At 64.2% G+C, this 24,178-nt stretch carries 25 protein-coding genes; 17 read left to right on the forward strand and 8 right to left on the reverse strand.

What is annotated here, in order from left to right:
• Positions 1-215: 215 nt before the first annotated feature.
• The gene (locus tag N430_RS07485) at positions 216-575 is read right to left on the reverse strand and encodes a hypothetical protein (protein ID WP_110635302.1); all 360 of its coding nucleotides are present in this window, start codon (positions 573-575) and stop codon (positions 216-218) included.
• Between the two features lie 273 nt (positions 576-848).
• Between N430_RS07485 and N430_RS07490 the strand changes: the two genes are divergently transcribed.
• The 8 genes from N430_RS07490 to ureG are packed head-to-tail and all read left to right on the forward strand — an operon-like array spanning position 849 to position 6,405.
• A complete protein-coding gene (locus tag N430_RS07490) occupies positions 849-1,682 on the forward strand; it encodes an urease accessory protein UreD (protein WP_110635299.1) in 834 nt (277 codons plus the stop codon).
• A gap of 9 nt (positions 1,683-1,691) precedes the next feature.
• A complete protein-coding gene (locus N430_RS07495; RefSeq protein WP_027916767.1) occupies positions 1,692-1,994 on the forward strand; it encodes an urease subunit gamma in 303 nt (100 codons plus the stop codon).
• 19 nt (positions 1,995-2,013) lie between these two features.
• Complete coding sequence (locus tag N430_RS07500) at positions 2,014-2,331, forward strand: urease subunit beta (protein ID WP_110635296.1); 318 nt, start codon at positions 2,014-2,016, stop codon at positions 2,329-2,331.
• A complete protein-coding gene (gene ureC, locus N430_RS07505) occupies positions 2,328-4,031 on the forward strand; it encodes an urease subunit alpha (RefSeq protein WP_110635293.1) in 1,704 nt (567 codons plus the stop codon). The genes N430_RS07500 and ureC overlap by 4 nt, the downstream gene beginning before the upstream one ends.
• Positions 4,032-4,041: 10 nt before the next feature.
• Entirely contained in the window at positions 4,042-4,527 is a 486-nt protein-coding gene (gene ureE / locus N430_RS07510) for an urease accessory protein UreE (protein ID WP_110635289.1), read from the forward strand.
• Between the two features lie 23 nt (positions 4,528-4,550).
• Positions 4,551-5,096 carry a HupE/UreJ family protein gene (locus tag N430_RS07515; protein WP_110635286.1) on the forward strand — a complete coding sequence of 182 codons (546 nt, stop codon included), beginning with the start codon at positions 4,551-4,553 and terminating at the stop codon, positions 5,094-5,096.
• The gene (locus N430_RS07520; RefSeq protein ID WP_110635283.1) at positions 5,096-5,770 is read left to right on the forward strand and encodes an urease accessory protein UreF; all 675 of its coding nucleotides are present in this window, start codon (positions 5,096-5,098) and stop codon (positions 5,768-5,770) included. Before N430_RS07515 ends, N430_RS07520 begins: the two co-directional genes overlap by 1 nt.
• An 11-nt stretch (positions 5,771-5,781) precedes the next feature.
• Complete coding sequence (gene ureG / locus N430_RS07525) at positions 5,782-6,405, forward strand: urease accessory protein UreG (protein WP_027916761.1); 624 nt, start codon at positions 5,782-5,784, stop codon at positions 6,403-6,405.
• A gap of 4 nt (positions 6,406-6,409) precedes the next feature.
• Here the strand turns inward: ureG and N430_RS07530 are convergent, their stop codons facing one another.
• Both N430_RS07530 and N430_RS07535 read right to left on the reverse strand, forming a co-directional pair.
• Entirely contained in the window at positions 6,410-7,138 is a 729-nt protein-coding gene (locus tag N430_RS07530) for a thioredoxin family protein (protein WP_110635280.1), read from the reverse strand.
• Between the two features lie 181 nt (positions 7,139-7,319).
• Complete coding sequence (locus tag N430_RS07535; protein WP_110635277.1) at positions 7,320-7,979, reverse strand: HAD family phosphatase; 660 nt, start codon at positions 7,977-7,979, stop codon at positions 7,320-7,322.
• A gap of 95 nt (positions 7,980-8,074) precedes the next feature.
• Here N430_RS07535 and lexA point away from each other — a divergent pair, with 95 nt between their 5' ends.
• Genes lexA through N430_RS07555 form a run of 4 tightly spaced genes read left to right on the forward strand, consistent with a single transcriptional unit; the run spans position 8,075 to position 13,814 of the window.
• Positions 8,075-8,692 (forward strand): transcriptional repressor LexA, encoded by a 618-nt coding sequence (gene lexA / locus N430_RS07540; RefSeq protein WP_178083374.1) that lies wholly within the window; start codon positions 8,075-8,077, stop codon positions 8,690-8,692.
• Entirely contained in the window at positions 8,692-9,312 is a 621-nt protein-coding gene (gene imuA, locus N430_RS07545) for a translesion DNA synthesis-associated protein ImuA (RefSeq protein ID WP_110635273.1), read from the forward strand. Before lexA ends, imuA begins: the two co-directional genes overlap by 1 nt.
• 6 nt (positions 9,313-9,318) lie before the next feature.
• On the forward strand, positions 9,319-10,737 hold the full coding sequence (locus tag N430_RS07550; RefSeq protein WP_110635270.1) for a DNA polymerase Y family protein: 1,419 nt from the start codon (positions 9,319-9,321) through the stop codon (positions 10,735-10,737).
• On the forward strand, positions 10,734-13,814 hold the full coding sequence (locus N430_RS07555) for an error-prone DNA polymerase (RefSeq protein WP_110635267.1): 3,081 nt from the start codon (positions 10,734-10,736) through the stop codon (positions 13,812-13,814). The genes N430_RS07550 and N430_RS07555 overlap by 4 nt, the downstream gene beginning before the upstream one ends.
• A 24-nt stretch (positions 13,815-13,838) precedes the next feature.
• Here the strand turns inward: N430_RS07555 and N430_RS07560 are convergent, their stop codons facing one another.
• Positions 13,839-14,660 (reverse strand): aldo/keto reductase, encoded by an 822-nt coding sequence (locus N430_RS07560; RefSeq protein WP_110635264.1) that lies wholly within the window; start codon positions 14,658-14,660, stop codon positions 13,839-13,841.
• On the reverse strand, positions 14,648-15,553 hold the full coding sequence (locus N430_RS07565) for a LysR family transcriptional regulator (protein WP_110635260.1): 906 nt from the start codon (positions 15,551-15,553) through the stop codon (positions 14,648-14,650). Before N430_RS07565 ends, N430_RS07560 begins: the two co-directional genes overlap by 13 nt.
• A gap of 140 nt (positions 15,554-15,693) precedes the next feature.
• On the opposite strand from N430_RS07565, the gene N430_RS07570 reads away from it, so the two are divergent.
• The 3 genes from N430_RS07570 (at position 15,694) to N430_RS07580 (ending at position 18,693) form a co-directional block, all read left to right on the forward strand.
• Positions 15,694-16,392, forward strand: a complete 699-nt coding sequence (locus N430_RS07570) for a CoA transferase subunit A (RefSeq protein ID WP_110635257.1) — start codon at positions 15,694-15,696, stop codon at positions 16,390-16,392.
• Between the two features lie 35 nt (positions 16,393-16,427).
• Entirely contained in the window at positions 16,428-17,084 is a 657-nt protein-coding gene (locus N430_RS07575; RefSeq protein ID WP_060507397.1) for a CoA transferase subunit B, read from the forward strand.
• A gap of 190 nt (positions 17,085-17,274) precedes the next feature.
• Positions 17,275-18,693 carry a short-chain fatty acid transporter gene (locus N430_RS07580; protein WP_110635254.1) on the forward strand — a complete coding sequence of 473 codons (1,419 nt, stop codon included), beginning with the start codon at positions 17,275-17,277 and terminating at the stop codon, positions 18,691-18,693.
• A gap of 97 nt (positions 18,694-18,790) precedes the next feature.
• Here the strand turns inward: N430_RS07580 and N430_RS07585 are convergent, their stop codons facing one another.
• Positions 18,791-19,843 carry a ComEC/Rec2 family competence protein gene (locus N430_RS07585; RefSeq protein WP_158288787.1) on the reverse strand — a complete coding sequence of 351 codons (1,053 nt, stop codon included), beginning with the start codon at positions 19,841-19,843 and terminating at the stop codon, positions 18,791-18,793.
• A gap of 159 nt (positions 19,844-20,002) precedes the next feature.
• On the opposite strand from N430_RS07585, the gene N430_RS07590 reads away from it, so the two are divergent.
• Positions 20,003-20,830 (forward strand): AraC family transcriptional regulator, encoded by an 828-nt coding sequence (locus tag N430_RS07590; protein ID WP_110635248.1) that lies wholly within the window; start codon positions 20,003-20,005, stop codon positions 20,828-20,830.
• A 58-nt stretch (positions 20,831-20,888) separates the two neighbouring features.
• Here N430_RS07590 and N430_RS07595 read toward each other — a convergent pair whose 3' ends face one another.
• Complete coding sequence (locus N430_RS07595) at positions 20,889-21,470, reverse strand: LysE family translocator (RefSeq protein ID WP_110635244.1); 582 nt, start codon at positions 21,468-21,470, stop codon at positions 20,889-20,891.
• 259 nt (positions 21,471-21,729) lie between these two features.
• On the opposite strand from N430_RS07595, the gene N430_RS07600 reads away from it, so the two are divergent.
• Positions 21,730-23,301, forward strand: a complete 1,572-nt coding sequence (locus N430_RS07600; protein ID WP_110635241.1) for a TerC family protein — start codon at positions 21,730-21,732, stop codon at positions 23,299-23,301.
• On the opposite strand, the gene rarD is transcribed toward N430_RS07600, so the two are convergent.
• A complete protein-coding gene (gene rarD / locus N430_RS07605) occupies positions 23,264-24,151 on the reverse strand; it encodes an EamA family transporter RarD (protein ID WP_110635238.1) in 888 nt (295 codons plus the stop codon). The genes N430_RS07600 and rarD overlap by 38 nt on opposite strands.
• Between the last annotated feature and the right edge of the window lie 27 nt (positions 24,152-24,178).

The raw sequence follows: 24,178 nt of genomic DNA on the forward strand, positions 1-24,178 counted from the left end.
TGCGCACCACGCCACGATAATACAAACCTTGCGGATCGGGAACGGCCAGTCACGAATTGGCCATTATCTGAACGTTCTCGATTGTCTGGGCCGGCCTCTTCGCGGGCGCGCCCGCTCCCACAGGCATCGCGCAAGTCTTGAGAGCTGCGCCAACCCTGTGGGAGCGGGCTTGCCCGCGAAGAGGCCGGCCCAGGCAACACAAGGCCCGTCCAGCCTTAGCGCTGCTGCAAGCGCCTGTTCCAGTCTCCGGCATGACTGCGATTACAGGCCTCTTCACTGTCGAATCGCACATGCCAGGCCACATGGTCCAGCTGCACGCCTGCTTCATCGAGCGCCTGTGCCGTCAACACCAGCATGCGTGCCTTGGTCTCACCCGCCAGCGCCGCTGCCTTATCGGCCTCACGCTCGAACACCCAGGTAATGCGCAGGCTGGCCGGAAAATCGTTCGGGTCCAGTCGATGGGTCAGCCAGCTGAACCCTACGATCTCTGTCTTGGCGGTCTCGCAGGCGTCGGTCAGGCAGGCGACCAGTTCACGCTCAAGGCGCGCCAGGTCACGTTTGCTGATGTTTTTCAAAACGGGTTCCCATACCAAAGGCTAGTGAAAGACTTTAGCGCAGCACCGAAACAGGGCCAAGTGCCGCCCCCGCAATGTGCGTTGCAAGCCCGTATGCCCCATGCCAGAGCCCTCGCCATGAAGGTTTCATGTTCATTCACCTGCGTAGTTGGCCCGCAACCTGCTATATCCAGCCAGCGAAATTTGATCGAGTGGTCAGTCTGCAATCGCCCACAGGCGCTGCACATGACCCTCTAAACGGCCGTCAGGCCACGGATATCAAGGGGCCGCAGGATGTCGCTCGCGGAGCAGATCGAATCATCGGAACAGGACGCCGGCTGGAGCGCGCACCTGCAATTGCGCTTCGTCGAGCGCAATGGCGTGACCCGCCTTGGTGCGAGGCGGCATTTCGGCCCGCTTTTGGTGCAGCGTCCGTTCTATCCGGAGGGTGCTCCGTGCCACGTTTATGTGCTGCACCCGCCCGGCGGCATTGTTGCCGGTGACCGGCTGGAACTGGACATCCACCTCGAACCCGGCAGCCATGCGTTACTGACCATGCCCGGGGCCAGCAAGTTCTACCGCAGCATCGGCCCCACCGCGCGGCTGGCCCAGCGCTTCCACCTGCAGGCTGGCAGCACGCTGGAATGGCTGCCTCAGGACAGCATCTTCTTCAATGGTGCCCGCGCCAGCCTCGACAGCCGTTTCACCCTCGAACCCGGTGCCAAGCTGCTGGCGTGGGAAACCCTGTGCCTGGGCCGGCCGGTGATGAACGAGCGTTTCGAGCAGGGCGCGCTGGACAGCCGCCTGTGCATCGAGTTACCCGACGACCCCGGCCTGCACGAGCGGCTGCGCATCGCTGGCGGGCAACTGGCCAAGGTCGGCGGCCATCCGCTGGTCGCCACCTTCTGCGCCGCGCCCGCGACCCCGGCGGTGCTGGAGCAGGTGCGCGCGCTACTGGATGAACTCGACACCCCCGCAGGCGCGACCTTGCTCGGCTCGCTGCTGGTGATCCGCCTGCTCGACCACGACAACCAACACCTGCAACACACCCTGCAGCGCCTCTGGCATGCCCTGCGCCCGGCCGTTCTCGGCCTGGCCGCGTGCCCGCCGCGCATCTGGGCCACTTGAGAGAGCGCCATGGAGCTGACCCCGAGAGAGAAAGACAAACTGCTGCTGTTCACCGCCGCGCTGCTGGCTGAACGGCGCCTGGCCCGTGGCCTGAAGCTCAACTACCCGGAGGCGGTGGCGCTGATCAGCGCTGCGGTGCTCGAAGGTGCCCGCGATGGGCGCACGGTGGCCGAGCTGATGAGCCTGGGCCGCGAAGTGATCGGCCGCGAGCAGGTCATGGAGGGTGTCGCCGAGATGCTGCATGACGTGCAGGTCGAGGCGACCTTCCCCGACGGCACCAAGCTGGTGACCGTGCACGACCCTATCGTCTGACCTGGAGCAGGAGCCCAGCATGATCCCAGGTGAAATTCAGGTCGCCGCCGGCGACATCGAACTCAACGTCGGCCGTGACACGGTCAGCGTCAGTGTGGCCAACCATGGCGACCGGCCGGTGCAGGTCGGTTCGCACTACCACTTCTACGAGGTCAACGATGCGCTGGTGTTCGAGCGTGAGCCGACCCGTGGCTTTCGCCTCGATATCCCGGCCGGTACTGCCGTGCGCTTCGAGCCGGGCCAGTCGCGCACCGTGCAGCTGGTGGCCTATGCCGGCAAGCGTGAAGTGTATGGCTTCCAGGGCAAGGTGAATGGCGCACTGGAGGGCAGGGCATGAGCCGGATTTCCCGTCGGGCCTACGCCGACATGTTCGGTCCCACCGTCGGTGACCGCGTGCGCCTCGCTGACACCGCGTTATGGGTTGAAGTCGAAAAGGACTTCACGATCTATGGCGAAGAGGTCAAGTTCGGTGGCGGCAAGGTCATCCGCGACGGCATGGGCCAGGGCCAGATGCTCGCCGCCGAGGCCATGGACCTGGTGCTGACCAATGCCCTGATCATCGACCACTGGGGCATCGTCAAGGCCGATATCGGTATCAAGCACGGGCGCATTGCCGCCATCGGCAAGGCCGGTAACCCCGACGTGCAACCGGGCGTGACCGTGCCGGTCGGCCCGGGTACCGAAGTGATCGCCGCCGAAGGCAAGATCGTCACCGCTGGCGGTATCGATTCGCACATCCACTTCATCTGCCCGCAGCAGGTGGAAGAAGCGCTGACCAGCGGCGTCACCACCTTCATTGGCGGCGGCACCGGCCCGGCCACCGGCACCAATGCCACCACCTGCACCCCGGGGCCCTGGTACCTGGCGCGCATGCTCCAGGCTGCCGATTGCCTGCCGATCAATATCGGCCTGCTGGGCAAGGGCAACGCCTCGCGCCCCGAAGCGCTGCGCGAGCAGATCGCCGCCGGCGCGGTGGGCCTCAAGCTGCACGAAGACTGGGGCTCGACCCCGGCTGCCATCGACTGCTGCCTGGGCGTGGCCGAAGAAATGGACATCCAGGTGGCGATCCACACCGACACCTTGAACGAGTCGGGCTGCATCGAAGACACCCTGGCGGCGATCGGCGACCGCACCATTCACACCTTCCATACCGAAGGTGCCGGTGGCGGCCACGCGCCAGACATCATCCGTGCGGCGGGGCAGGCCAACGTGCTGCCGTCCTCGACCAACCCGACCCTGCCGTACACGGTCAACACCGTCGACGAGCACCTGGACATGCTCATGGTCTGCCACCACCTGGACCCGAGCATTGCCGAAGATGTGGCGTTTGCCGAGTCGCGCATCCGCCGCGAGACCATCGCCGCCGAAGACATCCTTCACGACATGGGCGCCTTCGCCATGACCTCGTCCGACTCCCAGGCCATGGGCCGGGTCGGCGAAGTGGTGCTGCGCACCTGGCAGGTCGCCCACCAGATGAAGCTGCGCCGTGGCCCGCTGGCACCCGATACCGGCTACAGCGACAACTTCCGGGTCAAGCGCTACATCGCCAAGTACACGATCAACCCGGCGCTGACCCACGGCATCGCCCATGAAGTCGGTTCGGTCGAGGTCGGCAAGCTGGCCGACCTGGTGCTGTGGTCGCCGGCGTTCTTCGCGGTCAAGCCGGCGCTGGTGATCAAGGGCGGAATGATCGCTACCGCACCGATGGGTGACATCAACGGCTCGATCCCGACCCCGCAGCCGGTGCACTACCGCCCAATGTTCGGCGCCATGGGTGCGGCCCGCCACGCCACGCGCATGACCTTCCTGCCCCAGGCCGCCATGGACCGCGGCCTGCATCAGGAACTGGGCCTGCAAAGCCTGATCGGTGTCGCCCATGGCTGCCGTCGGGTGCGCAAGGCCGACATGGTCCACAACACTTTGCAGCCGGTGATCGAAGTCGATTCGCAGACCTACCAGGTGCGCGCCGACGGCGAGTTGCTGGTCTGCGAGCCGGCCAGCGAACTGCCGCTGGCCCAGCGTTATTTCCTGTTCTGAAGGAGTGAAGATGATTGTCCTGACCCGCCGGATCGAGGCATCCGAGACCGTCACCGGTACCGTGACCCTGGACGTCGACAGCCGTATCAAGAGCCGCCTGCGCGTGACCCTGGACGACGGTCGCGAAGCCGGCCTGATGCTCGAACGTGGCCACCTGCTGCGCGGCGGCGAGTTGCTCGCCGATGCCTCGGGAGCGCATGTGGTCCGTGTGCTGGCAGCTCCCGAAGCGGTTTCCACCGTGCGCTGCGACGACCCACACCTGCTGGCTCGCGCCGCCTACCACCTGGGTAACCGCCATGTGCCGTTGCAGATCGAAGCTGACCTGCTGCGCTACCAGCACGACCATGTGCTTGACGACATGCTGCGTGGCCTGGGCCTGACGGTGCTAGCCGAGCAGGCGCCGTTCGAGCCTGAAGCCGGTGCCTACCAAAGTGCGCCACACAGCCACAGCCACAGCAACGACCATCCGTTCGTGCGCCTGCCAGCCCATTCCTGAATCCCTCATATAAGGAACCCTCCATGAAAAAGATTTTCGCCCTTGCCCTGCTGATGGTCGCACTGCCGGCCTTCGCCCACCCGGGTCACGACGGCAACCCGTTGCAAGACGGCCTGCTGCACCCGTTGACCGGCCTCGACCACCTGCTGATGCTGCTGGGTACCGGTGTGCTGGCCGCGCTGACGCGGCGCAACCTGGCCCTGCCGCTGGCCACCCTGGTCTCGATGTTCGCCGGTGCCGTGTGCGGCCACCTGTTCGGCGATGTGCTGGGCATGGAAAGCATGATCGCCGTGTCGGTGCTGGTGGCCGCCGCCGCTGTGCTGCTGCCGAGCCGTCAGCTGCTGCTGGCCCTGGCCATGCCGGTGTTTGCCCTGTTCCACGGCTGGGCCCACGGTGTGGAGGCCACTCCAAGCGCCTTCTGGATGTTCAGCGCTGGCTTCGTCACCGTCAGTGGCCTGCTGCTGGCCGTCGGCTTCGGCGTTGGCTGCCTGCTGCGCCGCCACAGCGGCCTGCAGAAGGCCTTCGGTGGCGGCATGCTGGCCGGCGCCGCACTGGTGCTGGCCGGTTGATGAACAGCGACCTGGCACTGCTGCGCCTGCTGCAGCTGGCCAGCCCCGGCCTGCCGGTGGGTGGCTTCACCTACTCGCAAGGGTTGGAGTGGGCCGTCGAGGCGGGGTGGGTGCAGGGCACTACCGGCTTCAGCGCCTGGCAGCGCGAGCAGATGCACGACACCCTGGCCTGCCTGGACTGGCCGGTGCTGGCGCGCCTGTACCGCGCCTGCGAGGCGGGCGACGCGCAAGCGTTCAGCCACTGGAGCCACTTCCTGCTGGCCAACCGCGAAACCGCCGAGCTGCGCCTGGAAGAACAGCAACGCGGCTCGGCCCTGGCACGCTTGCTCGATGGCTGGCAGCTGGGCCAGGACCCGGCCTGGCGTGCCAGCCTCGAACTCAGCCAGCTCGGCGGCATGGCCTGGCTCGCCGCGCACTGGCAGATCCCGCTGCGTCAGCTCGCCCTCGGCCATGGCTTCGCCTGGCTCGAAGGCGCAGTGATGGCCGGGGTCAAGCTGGTGCCGTTTGGCCAGCAGGCGGCGCAGACCCTGCTACGCGACCTGGGCGCTGAACTGCCCGGCGCGCTGGACCAGGCCCTGGCATTGGCCGATGACCAGCTCGGCGGCGGCCTGCCGCTGCTGGCAATCGCTTCTTCGCGTCACGAAACCCAATACACCCGTTTGTTCCGTTCCTGAGGACTGCCTACATGCAAAGCTATCAGCAACCCCTGCGCGTCGGTGTCGGCGGCCCGGTCGGCTCTGGCAAGACCGCGCTGCTCGAATGCCTGTGCAAGGCCATGCGCGATCACTACCAGATAGCCGTGGTCACCAACGACATCTACACCAAGGAAGACCAGCGCATCCTCACCGAAGCCGGTGCCCTGGAGCCTGAGCGTATCGTTGGCGTCGAAACCGGTGGCTGCCCGCACACCGCCATCCGCGAGGACGCCTCGATGAACCTGGCCGCCGTCGAAGCGCTGGCGCGCAAGTTCGGCAACCTGGAAGTGATCTTCGTCGAAAGCGGTGGCGACAACCTCAGTGCCACTTTCAGCCCGGAGCTGGCCGACCTGACCATCTACGTCATCGACGTGGCCGAGGGCGAGAAGATCCCGCGCAAGGGTGGGCCCGGCATCACCAAGTCGGACTTCCTGGTGATCAACAAGACCGACCTGGCGCCTTACGTCGGCGCCTCGCTGGAGGTCATGGAGCGTGATACCCAGCGCATGCGCCCGCAGCGGCCCTGGACCTTCAGCAACCTGAAGAAGGGCGAAGGCCTGCAAGCGGTGATCGACTTCATCGTTGAGCGGGGCATGCTGGGCGTGAGGGGCTGACCGCTCACTCATGGCAGCAGTGCGGTTTGCTCGGTTGCCCTTCGTAGCGATCATGATGCCGCACCCAGTCCATGGTCCCGGCTTCATTGCGCCCCAGCGGCGCAATGTCGAGGAAGTTGTAGGTATTGACCAGGATGTCCAGGCCGCGGGCATAGGTGGAGTAGGTGTGGTAGAGCGTGCCGTCGGTGTCTTTGTAGAAGGCGCTCAGGCCTGGCAGCTCGGCCTCGCTGCCGTTGTACGGCTCATAGTTGTACAGGCGTTGGCCCTCGGTGCCGACGCTGACGCCGAAGTCCTCGTTGAAACCGCTGCCGTGGGATGAATACCAGGGGAAGCGCCAGCCCATGCGCTGGCGGAAAGCCTGGAACTCGGGGTAGGGCGCACGGGATACGGCGACCAGCGAGACGTCGTGATGGGCCAGGTGCAGGTTGGCGCCATCGAAGTGATCGGCAAGGAACGAGCAGCCTGGGCAGCCTTCGCTCCAGCCTTCGGCAAACATGAAGTGGTAGACCAGTAGCTGGCTGCGCCCGGCAAACAGGTCGGCCAGGCTCAGCTCGCCGTCCGGGCCTTGGAAACGGTAGGGCTGCTCGACCTTGACCCAAGGCAGGGCACGACGGGCAGCGGCGAGTTCATCGCGCTGGTGGGTGAAGGCTTTTTCGTGCAGCCACAGCTGGCGGCGGGCGGCAAGCCATTGCTCGCGCGAGGCGATCGGGTGTTTGGGATCGGGGGTGCTCATGGTGCTGACTCCGCGAAGGGGTTCAGCGAGTGGTCGAGTGGGGAGCGGACGAATCGACAGGATAAGGCCTGGTGGCGACGAATGGTCCCGCTCCCACAGGTCAAGTGCAGGCCTTGAATGGCTTGCAGTCCTTGTGGGAGCGGGTTCACCCGCGAAGAGGCCAGCAAATCCTGAGTAGTTTTCAGCCGTGCATGGTCTCGATCAATTCCCACAGCTGTGGATCATTGAAGTCTTTCACCACCAGCTTGGCCCCCGCAGCCAGCAGCCGCTCCGGCTTCTGGGTAGTGGCAACCCCGACGGTAAAGATCCCGGCCCCGCTCGCAGCCGTCACCCCCGGCAACGAATCTTCGAACGCCAGCGCCTCACCCGCCACCGCCTCCAGGCGCTGCAGCCCGGTCAGGTAGGGCAGCGGATCAGGTTTCGCCCGCTCCAGCTCCTCGGCCACCAGCACATGTTCGAAGTGATGGCCAAGCCCCATGGCCTTGAGCATGTGCTCGGCATTCAGCCGCGGCGCATTGGTCACCACGCACATGCCGATGTCCCAGGCCCGCGCATGGTCCATCAGGCGCAGCAGGCCGGGCATGGGTTGCAGCACAGGTGACAGTACACGGAAAAGCGCTTCCTTGCGGTCGGCCAGCGCCTGGCGCTCGGTTGTGTCGGCAAGCGGAAACAATTCGGCAAACAGTTCGCCATTGGCCCGGCCACTGACCTGGGCATCGAATTGTTCCTGGGTCAGTTCGCGGCCGTCATGGTCATGCAGCAGTTGGCGGAAGGCCTGCAAGTGCAGGGTGTCGGTGTCGGTCAAGGTTCCATCGAGATCGAACAGCAGGGCAGTCAGCATCAGGTATCCAGGTATTCAAAAAAACTAAAGCCCGAGGATGATAACGAAACCCGACGACAAAGGGGGCTGTTCAGCGTACGCCGAAAAGAGTACAAATGTACTCCATGGACAATCTCACCCCAAAACGCCGTGCAATCCTCGCGTTCATTCGCGAGCGCATTGCCGACCACGGCCAGCCACCGAGCCTGGCCGATATCGCCAGCCGCTTCGGTTTTGCCTCGCGTAGCGTGGCGCGCAAGCACATCACCGCGTTGTGCCAGGCCGGCTACATCGACGTCACGCCCAACCAGGCGCGGGGCATTCGCCTGGCCGAGCCCCTGCGCCGGCCAGAAATCCTCGAAATTCCCGTGCTCGGGCAAGTGGCAGCCGGTGCGCCGATCGGCCCGGACCTGGGCATTCACGAGCAATTGCTGCTCGACCCCAGCCTGTTCCGCCGCACGCCGGACTACCTGCTCAAGGTGCGTGGCGATTCGATGATCGAAGACGGCATCTTCGACGGTGATCTGGTCGGCATCCTCCAGCAGGGCGAGGCACGCGATGGCCAGATCGTGGTCGCGCGCCTGGACGGCGAAGTCACCATCAAGCGCCTGCAGCGCCAGCCCGGCGGTTACCGGCTGTTGCCGCGCAACCCGGCCTATGCACCGATCGACGTCGGTCCTGAGCGCGAGTTCTTCATCGAAGGCGTGTTCTGTGGCCTGTTGAGGCGCGACTGATGGGCGCGGTGGTCGATCTCGACCGGCTGCTTGACCAGCGCCAGGTCTGGCGTGGGCGGCAGGGCCAGGTGCGTCCGGCCGGCTTGCAGCCGACCGGCCACGCGATGCTCGACCAGCGCCTGCCGGATGGCGGCTGGCCGGCCGCAGCCCTCAGCGAGCTGCTGTTGGCCAGCCCGGGCTGCGGCGAATTGCAACTGCTCTGGCCATCCCTGTCACGCTTGACGGCTGAAGGCGGGCGGGTGGTGCTGGTGGCGCCGCCGTTCATTCCCTATGCACCGGCCTGGCAGGCAGCAGGCGTGGATTTACGCTGGCTGGTGCAGGTCGATGCCGGGCAGGCCGATGCCCTGTGGGCGGCCGAACAGTGCTTGCGCTCTGGCAGCTGCGCGGCGGTGCTGTGCTGGCCGGAGCGCGCCGATGACCGCGCCTTGCGCCGCCTGCAGGTGGCCGCCGAAACGGGGCAGGCACTGGCCTTCGCCTGTCGGCCGCAACAGGCTGCGCACAACCCGTCGCCCGCTGCGCTGCGTATTGCCGTGGATACGCGCCCGGCGCAATGGCGCGTACTCAAGTGCCGTGGCGGCATGCCACCGGCCTTGCCAATCGCCTGCCCTGGGCGGGGCTGATGCACCATGCTCTGGGCCTGCATTCTCCTGCCCCAACTGGCGCTGGACTCGATCCTGCGCGAGCGTGACGACGCCGATACGCCGCTGGTATTGATCGGCGGCCCCGTGCAGCGTCGCCTGCTGCAAGCCGTCAACCCTGCGGCGGCGGCCCTTGGCCTGCGTGCCGGGCAGACGCTGACGGCCGCGCGGGCACTGGCCGATGGCTTCCACTGTGTCGAGGCCGACCCGGCCCGCATCGAGCACTTGCAGCAATTGCTGGCGGCCTGGGCTTACCGGTTCAGTGCCCAGGTAAGCCTTCACTACCCCCGTGCCCTGTTGCTTGAAGTCGGCTCCAGCTTGCAGCTGTTCGGCCCATGGCCGCTGTTCGAGGCGCGCTTGCGCGAGGAACTGGCTGCACTGGGATTGCGCCAGCGCATCGTACTTGCGACCAACCCGGTAGCGGCCCGCATGCTTGCCAACGGCCATGATGGCCTGGCACTGACCTGCAGTGACGAAACCCGTGCGGCGCTGGCGCGCATGCCGATCGAACGGGTCGGGTTGCCAACCGATGCTGCCGAAGCCTTTGCCCGCATGGGCCTGCGCCAGCTGGGCCAGGTGTTGGCCTTGCCGCGTGATGCGCTGGCCAGGCGATTTTCCGCCCAGGTGCAGTTGCACCTGGACCAGTTGCTCGGGCTGCGCTCCATGGGGTTGGACTTCTACCAGCCGCCGGACCGCTTTGAAACGCGCCTGGAACTCAACTTCGACGTCGAATCGCACCAGGCCTTGCTGTTCCCCATGCGGCGCATGCTCAATGACCTCGCGGCCTTCCTCGCCGGGCGTGACTGCGGTGTGCAGCGCTTTAGCTTGTACCTGGAGCACGTCGAAGGGCCGGATACTCAATTGCAGGTGGGCCTGCTGGCCGCCGAGCGCGACGCTGCCATGCTGTTCGAACTGGCCCGCGGGCGCCTTGAACCGCTGCGCATCCCGGCACCGGTGCGCAACCTGCGGCTGGTCGCCGATGACCTGCCAGCCTTCGTGCCCCAGCACCAGGCACTGTTCGATCCTCGCGCCAAGCAGGCCCAGCCCTGGGAGCAACTGCGCGAACGCCTGCGTGCGCGCCTGGGGGATGAAGCCGTCAAAGGGTTGCGCGCCGAGGCCGACCACCGCCCAGAATGCGCCTGGCAGCAGGCGGAGCAGGGGGCCCAGGGCAGCCTGCCTGCCTTGCCCGGTAGCCGCCCAGGCTGGTTGCTGCCCACACCGCAGGCCCTGGATGCGACTGGCCACACTCTACTCGGGCAGGCCGAACGCATCGAGTCAGGCTGGTGGGACGGTGGCGACGTGCGCCGTGACTACTACCGCATCGAAACCCGCGATGGCCTGCGTGGCTGGGCCTACCACGACCTGGCGCAACCCGGCCCGCTGTGGCTGCAGGGCTGGTTCGCATGAATACACCGGGCTACGCCGAGTTGCATTGCCTGTCCAACTTCAGCTTTCAGCGCGGCGCCTCCAGCGCCGAAGAGCTGTTCCGCCGCGCCCGCGAGCAGGGCTATCAGGCCCTGGCGATCACTGACGAGTGCACCCTGGCCGGTATCGTGCGCGCCTGGCAGGCCGCCAAAGAACAGCAGTTGCGCCTGATCGTCGGCAGTGAAATGCGCCTGCACGATGGCCCAAAACTGGTGTTGCTGGTGCAGAACCTCACCGGTTACCAGAACCTCTGTGCCTTGATCACCCGTGCCCGACGGCGGGCCGAGAAGGGTGACTACCAGTTGTTCGCTGACGATCTGCAGCCACACCATGAAGGTTTGCTGGCGCTGTGGATTGCCGATGATGCCGATGACCAGGCTACAGGCCGCTGGCTGTGCGATGTGTTCGCCGAGCGCTTGTGGCTGGGCGTGCACCTGCACCGTGGCAGCGATGATGACCGGCGCCTGGCGCGCCTGCGCGAACTGGCGGCGCAGCTGGGCATCCGTGCCGTGGCCTGTGGTGACGTGCACATGCACGTGCGCGGCCGGCGCGCGCTTCAGGACTGTATGACCGCGATCCGCGAACACTGCAACGTGGCCGAGGCAGGTCGCCATCTGTTCGCCAATGGCGAGCGCCACCTGCGCACGCAGGAGCAACTGGCCGAGCTGTACCCGGCAGACCTGCTGGCCGAGAGCCTGGTCATCGCCGAGCGTTGCCAATTCGACCTGGGTGAACTGCGCTACCAGTACCCACGCGAGCTGGTGCCCGAGGGCCAGACCCCCGCCAGCTGGCTGCGCGTATTGTGCGAGCGGGGCTTGCCGCTGCGCTGGCCTTGCGGGCCGAGCAGCAAGGTGCGCGCGGTGCTGGACAAGGAACTGGCGCTGATCGAGGAACTGGGCTACGAAAGCTATTTCCTCACCGTGCATGACATCGTCGCCTTTGCCCGCAGCCAGCACATTCTCTGCCAGGGCCGTGGCTCGGCAGCCAACTCGGTGGTGTGCTTCGTGCTCGGCATCACCGAGCTCGACCCGATGGAACATCGGCTGTTGTTCGAGCGCTTCCTGTCCCGTGAGCGCAACGAGCCGCCCGATATCGACGTGGACTTCGAGCATGACCGGCGCGAAGAGGTGATCCAGTACGTGTTCCGCCGTTACGGCCGGCACCGCGCAGCGCTGACCGCCGTGGTCAATACCTATCACGCTGCTGGCGCCGTGCGTGATGTGGCCAGGGTGCTGGGCCTGCCGGCCGACCAGGTGGATGCCCTGGCCAAGTGCTGCGGCCGCTGGAGCGACCGCATCCCGGACGATCAACGGCTCGCCGAGGCCGGTTTCGAGCCCGGCAGCCCGTCGCTGCGGCGCATTCTGGTGCTGGCCGGTGAACTGATCGGCTTCCCCCGTCACCTGTCGCAGCACCCGGGTGGCTTCGTCATTTCCGAACAGCCGCTGGACCACCTGGTGCCGGTGGAAAACGCGGCCATGGCCGAGCGCACGGTGATCCAGTGGGACAAGGACGACCTGGACATGGTCGGCCTGCTCAAGGTCGATGTGCTGGCCCTGGGCATGCTCAGCGCCTTGCGCCGCTGTTTCGACCTGCTGCAGCGCCACCGTGGTCGGCAGCTGACCCTGGCGACCATCCCCGGCGAAGACCCGGCAACCTACGCGATGATCAGCCGTGCCGAAACCATGGGTGTGTTCCAGATCGAGTCACGGGCACAGATGGCCATGCTACCGCGGCTCAGGCCCAACACTTTCTATGACCTGGTGATCGAGGTCGCCATCGTGCGCCCCGGGCCGATCCAGGGCGATATGGTTCACCCCTACCTGCGTCGGCGCCTCAAGCAGGAACCGGTGACCTACCCCTCGGAAAAGCTCAAGGAAGTGTTCGAGCGCACCTTGGGCGTGCCGCTGTTCCAGGAGCAGGTGATGGAGCTGGCCATGGTCGCGGCCGACTACAGCGCCGGCGAGGCCGACCAGCTTCGCCGCAGCATGGCGGCCTGGAAGCGCCATGGCGGGCTGGAGCCCCATCGCCAGCGACTGGTCGAGGGAATGCTGCGCAACGGATACGAACCGGCGTTCGCCGAGCGTATCTTCGAGCAGATCAAAGGCTTTGGCAGTTACGGCTTCCCCGAGTCCCACGCGGCCAGCTTCGCCTTGCTGTGTTATGCCAGCAGCTGGCTCAAGTGCCATGAGCCGGCGATCTTCACCTGCGCGCTGGTCAACAGCTGGCCGATGGGGTTCTACAGCCCGGATCAGCTGTTGCAGGAGGCGCGGCGGCAAGGGATCGAAGTCCGTCCGGTGGATGTGTTCCATAGCGAATGGGACTGCACGCTGGAGCCCGATCAGCACGGTGTTCTGGCCATACGCCTAGGGTTGCGGCAGATCCGTGGTTTCAGCGAGGCGGATGCCCGCCGGCTGGAGCAGGCGAGGGCGCAGCGCCCCTGGCGGGATGTCGAAGACCTGTGCCTGCGCGCCGGGCTCGACAGCCGTGCCCGCGCCCGGCTGGCCGATGCGGGGGCACTGCGAGCCTTGGCCCGCGACCGCCACCAGGCGCGCTGGCAGGTGGCAGCAGTGCAGGCGCAATTGCCGCTGTTTGCCGAGGTGCAGGCTGCCCCCGAAGCGCTGGTGGCGTTGCCCGTGCCCACGGTTGGCGAAGACCTGGTTGCCGATTACCACACCTTGGGGACGACATTGGGCCCGCATCCGCTCAGGCTGTTGCGTTCACGGTTGCGAGCGCTGGGCTGTCGCAGTTCCGCTGAACTGGCAGGAGTCGAGCATGGCGATGCGATTGCCGTGGCCGGGCTGGTGGTGGGGCGACAGCGGCCACAGACCGCCAGCGGGGTGACCTTCGTCACGCTGGAGGATGAGTTCGGCATGGTCAACGTGGTTGTCTGGCGGGACCTGGCCGAGCGGCAGCGGAGGGCGCTGGTGGGGTCGCAGCTGCTCAAGGTGAGCGGGCGGCTGGAGCAGGAGAACGGGGTTCGGCATTTGATAGCCCGGCGCCTGGAGGACATCAGCCCCTTGCTGCAGGGGCTGGATGTAAAGAGCCGGGACTTTCACTGATCTTGCCGGCCTCTTCGCGGTCTATCAGACCATCGCCAGATGCTGCTTGCGCGTCGGTGCCGGAAACGCCCGGTCCATCGCCCGCAGGTCTTCAAGGGTCAAGGTCAACGCCCCGGCAGCCGCATTCAACCGCACATGCTCCGCAGACACCGCCTTGGGAATGGCAATCACATCATTCTCCCGCGTCACCCACGCCAGGCTGACCTGCGCCGGCGTCGCGCCATGGCGCTCGGCGATCTCGCTCAGCACCGGGTGCTGCAACAGTCGCCCGGCCTGGGCCAGCGGGCAGTAGGCCATGGTCGGCAAGCCGCGTTGGCGGCTCCACGGCAACAGGTCGAACTCGATGCCGCGCTGCGCCGGGTTGTACAGCACCTGATTGGTCGCGCAATCCGGGTTGTGCAGTTCGCGCAGGTCATCGACATCGAAGTTGGACACGCCCCAACGGCGGATCTTGCCCTGCTCACGCAAGCGCTCGAACGCCTCGACCGTTTCCTCCAGCGGATACTGGCCGCGCCAGTGCAGCAGATACAGGTCGATCACCTCGGTACCCAGGCGCTTCAGGCTGCGTTCGCAGGCTTCAGGCACGCCGCGGCGGCTGGCGTTGTGCGGGTAGACCTTGCTGACCAGGAACACCTGGTCACGGCGCCCGGCGATGGCCTGGCCGACCACTTCCTCGGCGCCGCCTTCGGCATACATCTCGGCGGTGTCGATCAGGGTCATGCCCTGTTCGATGCCCTGTTGCAGGGCGGCCACTTCGCCAGCCTTGCGGGCCGGGTCTTCGCCCATGTACCAGGTGCCCTGGCCTATGGCCGGCACGCTGCAACCTGCCAGTTTCACGTAACGCATGTCACCTCCGGAGTCTGGGTATGGGAAAGCAGTACCTCGAGCAGCGCCTGGGCTGCGGTGGAAAGCTTGTGGTCGGCCAGGGCAATCACGCCGATGCGCCGTTCGACAGCGGGTTCGACCAGCGTCACGCAGCGGGCGCCAAGCTCCTGCATCTGATTAATGCACAGTGCCGGCACCGCGCTCACACCCAGGCCACTGGCGACCATGCGGCCGATGGTCGATAGCTGGTGGCTTTCGAATGCCACCGCCAGTTTGCCGTGGTGTGCCGCGACATTCTGTTCCATCAGCAAGCGCACTGCCGAAGGGCGTTGCAGGGCGATGAAGTCCTCGGCCAACAGTTGCGCCCATGTGACCTGGCTCTGCAGGGCCAGCGCTGAATCGGCCGGCACCACGGCGACGAAGCGGTCCATGTACAGCGGATGGAAATTCAGGCCTTCGCTGTTATCCGGCTCGAAACCGATGCCCAGTTCGACGCGGCGATGGCGCACCAGTTCCAGCACTTGTTCGTTGATCACGTCGTGCACGGTGACGTTGACCTTGGGGTAACGCTGGCGGAACACTTTGAGCGAATGCGGCAGCAGGTTGCCGGCAAAGGCCGGCATGGCGGCCACCGACACGCGGCCAAGCTGCAGGGTGAAGCGCTGGCGCAGCATCTCTTCGGTGTCGTCCCAGTCGGCCAGCAGGCGCCGGGCCAGCGGCAGCAGTACTTCACCCTCGGCGGTCAGGCTGACGCTGCGGGTGGTGCGGGTAAGCAGGGCGCCGCCAAGGTTTTCCTCCAGCGCCTTGATGGTCAGGCTCAGGGCCGGCTGCGACACATGCAGGTGTTCACCGGCCTGGGCGAAGCTCTGGTACTTGGCGACGGCGACGAAGGCGCGCAATTGCTTGACGTTCATGACAGTCTCGATCGCTGTTTTGGAAAAGTTATCAATCAATGATGAAAACAAAATTAACAAATCAGTCGCCAGCGGTGAAGATGGCTACACACGCTCACCGACAGCCTCGTCGGTTCAACAACTACAAAAGGCGGATCAGCATGGCCGGACTGGACAAGCGCGTAGCAACCTATGAAGAGGCCCTGGCAGGCCTGACCGACAACATGACAGTACTGGCCGGCGGCTTCGGCCTGTGCGGCATTCCCGAAAACCTTATTGCCGAAATCAAGCGCCTTGGCGTCAAGGGCCTGACCGTGGTCTCCAACAACTGCGGCGTCGACGGCTTCGGCCTGGGCGTGCTGCTGGAAGACCGGCAGATCCGCAAGATGATCGCCTCCTATGTCGGCGAAAACGCCGAGTTCGAACGCCAGCTGCTCAGTGGTGAGCTGGAAGTCGAACTGACCCCGCAAGGCACCCTGGCCGAGAAGATGCGCGCCGGCGGTGCCGGTATCCCGGCCTTCTACACCGCCACCGGCTATGGCACCCCGGTTGCCGACGGCAAGGAAGTGCGCGAGTTCAAGGGCCGCAAGTACATCCTCGAAGAATCCATTACCGGCGACTTCGCCATCGTCAAGGGCTGGAAGGCCGACCACTACGGCAACGTGGTGTACCGCAACACCGCGCAGAACTTCAACCCGCTGGCGGCCACCGCCGGCAAGATCACCGTGGTCGAAGTGGAAGAAATCGTCGAGCCTGGCGTGCTGCTGCCCAGCGAAATCCACACCCCGGGCATCTACGTTGACCGGGTGATCGTCGGCACCTTCGAAAAACGCATCGAAAAGCGCACCGTCAAGGCCTGAGCGCCGTCCATCAGAACAACAAAGAGATCCTGACCATGGCACTGACCCGCGAACAGATGGCGCAACGCGTCGCCCGTGAACTGAAGGACGGCTACTACGTCAACCTCGGCATCGGCATCCCGACCCTGGTGGCCAACTATGTGCCGGCCGACATGGACGTGATGCTGCAGTCCGAAAACGGCCTGCTCGGCATGGGCGAATTCCCCACCGAGAGCACCCTCGATGCCGACATGATCAACGCCGGCAAACAGACCGTCACCGCCCGCCGCGGCGCGTCGATCTTCGACTCGGCGCAATCCTTCGCCATGATCCGTGGCGGCCACGTCGACCTTACCGTGCTGGGCGCCTTCGAGGTGGACGTGGAAGGCAACATCGCCTCGTGGATGATCCCCGGCAAGCTGGTCAAGGGCATGGGCGGCGCCATGGACCTGGTGGCCGGTGCCGACAACATCATCGTCACCATGACCCACGCCTCCAAGGATGGCGAGTCCAAGCTGCTGCCGCGCTGCAGCCTGCCGCTGACCGGTGCCGGTTGCATCCGCAAGGTGCTGACCGACCTGGCCTACCTGGAAATCGAAGACGGCGCCTTCATCCTGCGCGAGACCGCGCCGGGGGTGAGCGTTGAAGAAATCATCGAGAAAACCGCCGGCAAGCTGATCGTGCCGGACGATGTCAAGGAAATGACCTTCTAAAGCATCACACTGTCCACCCCTGTGGGAGCGGCCTTGTGTCGCGAAAGGGCTACAGAGCAGCCCCGCGATTTCAGCATTGATGCTGCGTTCGTGGGGCCGCTTCGCGGCCCTTTCGCGACACAAGGCCGCTCCCACAGGGGTTTTGTGTTTTTCCTGACGTATCCGATAAGACCAATAAAAGGAAGTAACCGTGGCCGCTGAAATCCAAGACAGCCGCTCCGCCCGCTTTGCCCTGCGCTGTTCCAACTGGGCTGAACGCTGGTTCCCCGACTCCTGGGTATTCGCCGCCCTGGCCGTGCTGCTGGTGTGCATTGGCGCCCTGGCCATGGGCGCCAAGCCGACCGATACCGCCAAGGCCTTTGGCGATGGCTTCTGGAGCCTGATCCCGTTCACCATGCAGATGGCCTTCGTGGTCATCGGCGGCTACGTGGTGGCCAGCTCGCCACCCGCCGCCAAGCTGATCGACCGCCTGGCGCGCATCCCCAAGAACGGCCGCTCGGCGGTGTGCTGGGTCGCGCTGATCTCGATGCTGGCCTCGCTGCTCAACTGGGGCTTGTCGCTGGTGTTCGGTGGCCTGCTGGTCCGTGCCCTGGCCCGTCGCACCGAGCTGAAGATGGACTACCGCGCCGCCGGTGCCGCCGCCTACCTGGGCCTGGGGGCTGTGTGGGCGCTGGGCCTGTCGTCCTCGGCCGCGCAGTTGCAGGCCAACCCGGCCAGTCTGCCGCCGTCGATCCTGTCGATCACCGGCGTGATCCCGTTCACCGAGACCATTTTCCTCTGGCAGTCCGGCGTGATGCTGGCGGCCCTGGTGATCGTCTCGCTAGTGATCGCCTACGCCACGGCCCCCGGCCCAAACAGTGCGCGCAGCGCCGAAGACTGTGGCGTCGACCCCAGCTTCACTGCGCCGCCGGCGCCCAAGCGTACCCGCCCGGGCGAATGGCTGGAACACAGCCCGATCCTGATCCTGATGCTGGTGGCCCTCGCCGCTGGCTGGCTGTACCAGGAGTTCGCCACCAAACCGGCGATCACTGCGATTTCCGGGCTGAACACCTACAACCTGCTGTTCATCATGCTCGGGGCCTTGCTCCACTGGCGCCCGCGCAGCTTCCTCGATGCCGTGGCGCGCGCCGTGCCGACCACCACCGGGGTGCTGATCCAGTTCCCGCTGTATGGCTCGATTGCTGCGATCCTCACCCAGGTCAAAGGTGTGGATGAGCAGACCCTGGCCCATCACATCTCGCTGTTCTTCACCCAGATCGCCACCCATGACACCTACGCGCTGCTGATGGGCGTGTATTCCGCGGTGCTGGGCTTCTTCATCCCGTCGGGCGGTGGCAAGTGGATCATCGAAGCGCCGTACGTGATGCTGGTGGCCAACGACCTGAAATATCATCTGGGCTGGGCGGTGCAGATCTACAACGCCGCCGAGGCGCTGCCGAACCTGATCAACCCGTTCTACATGCTGCCGCTGCTGGGCGTGCTGGGGCTCAAGGCGCGTGATCTGATCGGTTTTTCGTTCGTCCAGTTGCTGGTGCATGTGCCGCTGGTACTGGTGTTGCTGTGGGCACTGGGTACCACGTTGCAGTATGTGCCGCCAGTTTTGCCTTGAGAACCAGACAAAAATCACCGATAGCGTGATCAGATTTGGATACGTCATCTGATTACGACTGCCGGTGATTCGATCAAAGGTAAGGTTCTTATGATTTTTAAATGAACTCAATAAGTTTTGCGGCAACAACCCCCGTACTCTGTTTCTTCAATACTGCGCGCTCTTTGATTACATTGTTTGTGTAGAACGTATTGACTCTCATGCTATCAAGGAGGTCGATCACTTCATGGTGTGGGTGAGGATCTCTGGATCGGCCGAACTTTCTATTGTTGTGGCTAACGATGGCGTAGCACGGTGAGATGTTTTTGAGAATGGCGGACGTCAGATTTTCCCTGCTCCCGTGATGTGGCACTTTCAAAATGTTGGCGGAAATATCGGTCCCATTGTCCAGCAGTCGGTTGAAAACATGCTGGTCGGCATCGCCCGTGAAAAGCCAACTGTGCCCATGACCTTGATGCCTGAAGACGATGCTTGCCTGATTGGCGGTAAGTGCCAAATGTTTCTTTATATGGTAGTCGGCGTTCCCTTTAGGTTGTCGGGAAAGGTCGTCGGCCAAACCAGTGAAAAACATATGTACGAATTCAATCGCGCGTTCTCGATACTCTAAATCATCATTGGGCAGCAATGGCGGATTGTAATCAATGATCGCTTGTGTCGGCAGGTCGATTCCAAGTTCTCCCAACATATTCAGGGCTCTGAAAATGTCTCCTTCCAGCGTCTGGAACGGGAGCGCATGTTTAATTTCTTCGACATTTGAAGGGGGGTTCAAAACGGTGGCGTGATCGCAGAGCATTTTCCCTTCGGCAACGAAAGTCACCTTCTTGAGCTTTGCGATTCTCCTCCAGTCTGGAGTCTTGATGTCTGACTTGAGAGCGTTACCCAGAAATTTTGCAATCCTGGTCACTTCTGGAAGGTAGTAAGGGATTATCAGTTCACTCACCATGCTGGCCCTTAGCAGCGCCGGAAGGCCTCCCATGTGGTCTTCGTGCGAGTGGGTGATCATCACAACATACCGTTTTGGGGGGATACGCGTGGCAACCTTCGCTTTTGCGGTGCCCGTATCGATCAATAGCGGTTCCTGACTGCGCATGCACGCCGCAGGGGAAAAAAGAAATGCATCACCTTGTCCAACATTCAAAACCTTAAGCACTGTGCTCTCCATACACGCTATTGCAGATACCGCACCCTACAATACTCAAGGTGATATCGTTGCGCTATCACTGGCGTCCTTCAATGGCCAAAAATTTGCTTGTGACCTAACGTGGCTGGAAATGTAATTACTAGCAGACGCAACCTGGAAGACAGACTTATGATCGAGGTATCGCGGTTCTGGCGGGATCCGGCATTGCCCTTCGTCGAAGCCCGGCGCGTGGGGGATGGGCGCAAGGTCTGTTATGCCGCCCATTCCCACGAGAGCTTTTCCATCGGCGTGATCACCAGTGGTTGCAACACCTACCTGAACGGCGACAGCCACGTCGAGGTGATGGCCGGTACCACGGTACTGATGAACCCAGGTGTGGTGCATAGCTGCAACCCGATCGCCGGCCAGCCCTGGTCGTACCTGATGCTGTTCATCGACCTGCCGTGGCTGCAGGCCCGGGGCTTCATACTGCCAGTGCAGACAGTCAGCACTTCGCCGGGGTTGTACAGCCGCTTGCTGCAGCTGTTTGCCGACCTGTTCGACAACGAGCTGGCCGACCGTGAAGATCGCCTGGAGCGTTTTTTGGGCGACCTCCCACGCTATTTGCAGCCATTGGCAGATGAGGCGCGAATGGACCATCCGCAACTGGACGCGGCAGCGGCGTTCATCCGGGCTCACCGCACAGACCCGCTGAGCCTTGAGGATGTCTGCGCGGCCTGCGGCTTGTCGCGCTCTTATTTGATCCGGGCCTTCCGCCAGCGCTTTGGCCTGACGCCACACGGTTATCTGCTGGATCAACGGGTACAGCATGCGCGGGCGCTATTGCGCAAGGGAAGGGCAATCGCCGAGGTGGCGCAGGAGGCGGGGTTCGCCGATCAGGCGCACCTGCAGCGGGCGTTCAAGCAGCACCTGGCGGCGACACCTGGGCATTACCGCGATGCAGTGCCGGCCCCTTCGCGGCTAAAGCCGCTCCCACAGGTACAGCGCCGCACTTGAGCATAGTGATACCCCTGTGGGAGCGGCTTCAGCCGCGAAGAGGCCGGCACTGGCGATATCAAACCAGCAGATAAACCGCACTCCCCACCAGCAACACCGCCAGCCCACGGTTCAGCAACCGTAGATACCGCGGCTCCCGCAGATACTGACGGATCACACTGCCGGCCCAAGCCCAGCAGGCTACCGAAACGAAACAGATCGGCCCGTAGATCCAGGTGAACAACCACAGCAGTTGCTGTTCGCCACCGGTATAGGCACCCACGCCCGCCACCGCCGCCAGCCAGGCCTTGGGGTTCAGCCATTGCATCGCCGCACCCTGCCAGGCCGAAGGTGCACGCTGCTCATCTGAGCCACCCAGCTGGCCATCGTCGCTGGCCAGCTTCCAGGCCATGTACAGCAGAAACGCCACGCCTCCCCAATGCAGCGCCACGCCAAGCAACGGCCAGCTTAACAGCAGCTCGTGCAAGCCCAGGCCAACCAGCACCAGCAGCAGGCAGAAGCCCAGCGTCGCGCCCGTCACATGCCACAGGCTCGCCCGCAGGCCATGACGGGCACCGCTGCCGAGGGCAACGATATTGACCGGCCCCGGAGAAATCGAAGCGGCTAGGGCGAATGCGGCCATGGAAAGGGACAGGCTCATGTTCCGTAACTCCTGGTGTATGTCGAAGCCGCCATCCTGCTGCCTCAAGCACCATGGGTATTGAAGAAAAGTCCCCTGAACGTGGTTACAGGTTTTGTAATAGTTTCGCGCTATCAGAAAAACCTGCTGTGCTTGTAGGATCGTCTTCCCTATTTTCAATCAAGGTCTATATGAGCACCTTCGCGGAGCCCCCCAGTCCCCGGCCTTCCCGGCCATCCCCCCTTCGTCCTCGTGACGCTTCTTTCGTGAGTACCCGCTAATGGAATGGCTAGCCGATCCCACGGCCTGGCTAGGCCTGCTGACGCTTATCGTCCTCGAACTGGTGCTCGGCATCGACAACCTGGTGTTCATCGCCATCCTTGCCGACAAGCTGCCGCCGCATCAGCGCGACCGCGCGCGGGTCATCGGTCTGAGCCTGGCGCTGATCATGCGTCTGGGCCTGCTGGCCAGTATCTCGTGGATGGTCACCCTGACCGCGCCGCTGTTCGAGGTGTTCGGCAAGAGCTTCTCCGGCCGTGACCTGATCATGCTCTTCGGTGGTGTGTTCCTGCTGTTCAAGGCCACCATGGAGTTGCACGAGCGCCTGGAAGGGCATGTCACCCAGGCTACGGGTGCCGTGCGTCATGCCTTGTTCTGGCCGATCGTGGCGCAGATCGTCGTGCTTGACGCGGTGTTCTCGCTGGACGCAGTGATTACGGCTGTAGGCATGGTCGAAGAACTGTCGGTGATGATGATCGCGGTGATCTTCTCGATCGGCATCATGATCGTCGCCAGCAAGCCGCTGACCCGCTTCGTCAATGCCCACCCGACGGTCATCATGCTGTGTCTGGGCTTCCTGATGATGATCGGTTTCAGCCTGACCGCCGAAGGCCTGGGTTTCCACATCCCGAAAGGCTACCTGTACGCGGCCATCGGCTTCTCGATCCTCATCGAGCTGTTCAACCAGCTGGCCCGTGCCCGCCGCAAGCGCAGCCTGCAGCAGCACCGACCACTGCGTGAACGTACTGCGCATGCCGTGCTGCGGCTGCTGGGTGGCCGCCGGGTCGAGGCTGACGAGGTGGGCGAAGAAATCGCCGACCTGGTCGAAGGTGGCGAGGAGCAGGTGCTTTTCGATCGCCGTGAGCGGGTGATGATCAGCGGCGTGCTGAACCTGGCCGAGCGGCCGATCCGTACAGTGATGACCGCACGTGCCGAAGTCGACGTGATTGACCTGGCGCAACCCGAGCACGCCATCACCGAAGCGCTGGCCAACTCGCCGTACTCGCGCCTGCCGCTGATTCGCAACGGGCATATCGAGGAACCGCTGGGCTTCGTGCACAAGAAGGAGCTGCTCAAGGAGCTGCTGTCCGGCAGCCAGCCGGACCTTGAACGCATGGCGCGGGCGCCGTTGAACCTGCTGGAGAGCTTCAGCATCCTCAACGCCCTGGAGCAGATGCGCAGCCAGTCGACGCACATTGCTTTCGTGATCAACGAGTTCGGTGATTTCACCGGTTTGCTGACCATGACCGACATCCTTGAGTCGATCGCCGGTGAGTTGCCGGATGCCAGCGAGGTTGAAGGCCCGGCGATCGTTGAGGAAGGTGGCAGTTTTGTCGTCAGTGGCGCCCTGAACCTGAGCCAGGTCCAGGCGCGTACAGGCTTCAGCGCCCGCGCCACCGAGGACTACCAGACCCTGGCGGGCCTGGTGATGAGCTTGCTGGACCGCCTGCCAGTGGTGGGTGACCAGCTGGCCTGGAATGGCTGGAGCATGACCGTGGTGGCGGTGGAGGAACGCCGGGTGCGCCAGGTGCGCCTTACACCGAGCGCCGACGCTGGCGCAGCAGGTGCTTGAAGCCTTCGAGCACCAGCACCAGCACCGCGGCCCAGATTGGCAGGTAGGTCAGCCACTGATCCGGGCCGATGGTTTCGCCCAGCAGCAGGGCGACGCCCACCAGCAACACCGGCTCGACGTAGCTGAGCAGGCCGAACAGGCTGAACGGCAACAGGCGGCTGGCCAGTACGTAGGCGATCAGTGCACAGGCGCTGATCGCCCCCAACAGCGGGATTAGCCCGTAGAGGCCGGGGTGCTGCTGCAGGTCGGCCGTGGACAACGGCCCTTGGGTGACGAAATAAACAGCCCAGGGCAGCAACAGGCACATGTCGCACCACAGGCCACCGAGGTGGTCGGTGCGGCAGCGTCGGCGCAACACAAAGTAGATCGGGTAGCCGATCGTCACCAGCAAGGTTTCCCAGGCGAAGCTGCCATTCTGGTACAGCTCGTGGCCGACGCCCAGCGCGGCGCAGCTGACCGCCACTTTCTGCAGGCGTGACAGGCGCTCGCCATACACCAGGCGCCCGGTCAGCACCATCGCCAGCGGCAGCAGGAAATAGCCCATCGACACTTCCAGGCTACGCCCGTGCAGCGGCGCCCAGAGGAACAGCCACAGCTGCACCCCCATCAACCACGAAGTACCGACCATGCCCAGCAGCAGGATTGGCGTCTGACGTACGCGGGCGAGCAGTTCGCCGACGCGTTTCCAGTCTTTGCTGATCCACATGAACAGGGTGAGGCAGGGCAGGGTGAGCAAGGTGCGCCAGCCAAAGATCTCTTCGCCATCGAGCGGCGACAGCAAGGAGGTATAGAAATACATCACAGCGAACAGACAGGACGCCATGACCGACGAAATAATGCCTTTTGACACGAATGCCTCGGATAAGGGAGTGAGCGG

It is taken from the genome of Pseudomonas sp. CC120222-01a (genome assembly GCF_003097235.1).
Lineage (GTDB): Bacteria > Pseudomonadota > Gammaproteobacteria > Pseudomonadales > Pseudomonadaceae > Aquipseudomonas.

Bases quoted from the DNA above. Each gene is read 5' to 3' on its own strand.
- N430_RS07570 (WP_110635257.1), top strand. From the start codon at position 15,694: ATGGCCGGACTGGACAAGCGCGTAGCAACCTATGAAGAGGCCCTGGCA.
- imuA (WP_110635273.1), top strand. From the start codon at position 8,692: ATGGGCGCGGTGGTCGATCTCGACCGGCTGCTTGACCAGCGCCAGGTC.
- ureG (WP_027916761.1), top strand. From the start codon at position 5,782: ATGCAAAGCTATCAGCAACCCCTGCGCGTCGGTGTCGGCGGCCCGGTC.
- N430_RS07535 (WP_110635277.1), bottom strand. From the start codon at position 7,979: ATGCTGACTGCCCTGCTGTTCGATCTCGATGGAACCTTGACCGACACC.
- N430_RS07550 (WP_110635270.1), top strand. From the start codon at position 9,319: ATGCTCTGGGCCTGCATTCTCCTGCCCCAACTGGCGCTGGACTCGATC.
- N430_RS07555 (WP_110635267.1), top strand. From the start codon at position 10,734: ATGAATACACCGGGCTACGCCGAGTTGCATTGCCTGTCCAACTTCAGC.
- N430_RS07590 (WP_110635248.1), top strand. From the start codon at position 20,003: ATGATCGAGGTATCGCGGTTCTGGCGGGATCCGGCATTGCCCTTCGTC.
- N430_RS07490 (WP_110635299.1), top strand. From the start codon at position 849: ATGTCGCTCGCGGAGCAGATCGAATCATCGGAACAGGACGCCGGCTGG.
- ureE (WP_110635289.1), top strand. From the start codon at position 4,042: ATGATTGTCCTGACCCGCCGGATCGAGGCATCCGAGACCGTCACCGGT.
- N430_RS07565 (WP_110635260.1), bottom strand. From the start codon at position 15,553: ATGAACGTCAAGCAATTGCGCGCCTTCGTCGCCGTCGCCAAGTACCAG.
- N430_RS07500 (WP_110635296.1), top strand. From the start codon at position 2,014: ATGATCCCAGGTGAAATTCAGGTCGCCGCCGGCGACATCGAACTCAAC.
- N430_RS07530 (WP_110635280.1), bottom strand. From the start codon at position 7,138: ATGAGCACCCCCGATCCCAAACACCCGATCGCCTCGCGCGAGCAATGG.
- N430_RS07600 (WP_110635241.1), top strand. From the start codon at position 21,730: ATGGAATGGCTAGCCGATCCCACGGCCTGGCTAGGCCTGCTGACGCTT.
- N430_RS07575 (WP_060507397.1), top strand. From the start codon at position 16,428: ATGGCACTGACCCGCGAACAGATGGCGCAACGCGTCGCCCGTGAACTG.
- ureC (WP_110635293.1), top strand. From the start codon at position 2,328: ATGAGCCGGATTTCCCGTCGGGCCTACGCCGACATGTTCGGTCCCACC.
- N430_RS07495 (WP_027916767.1), top strand. From the start codon at position 1,692: ATGGAGCTGACCCCGAGAGAGAAAGACAAACTGCTGCTGTTCACCGCC.
- N430_RS07560 (WP_110635264.1), bottom strand. From the start codon at position 14,660: ATGCGTTACGTGAAACTGGCAGGTTGCAGCGTGCCGGCCATAGGCCAG.
- lexA (WP_178083374.1), top strand. From the start codon at position 8,075: ATGTACTCCATGGACAATCTCACCCCAAAACGCCGTGCAATCCTCGCG.
- N430_RS07515 (WP_110635286.1), top strand. From the start codon at position 4,551: ATGAAAAAGATTTTCGCCCTTGCCCTGCTGATGGTCGCACTGCCGGCC.
- N430_RS07595 (WP_110635244.1), bottom strand. From the start codon at position 21,470: ATGAGCCTGTCCCTTTCCATGGCCGCATTCGCCCTAGCCGCTTCGATT.
- N430_RS07520 (WP_110635283.1), top strand. From the start codon at position 5,096: ATGAACAGCGACCTGGCACTGCTGCGCCTGCTGCAGCTGGCCAGCCCC.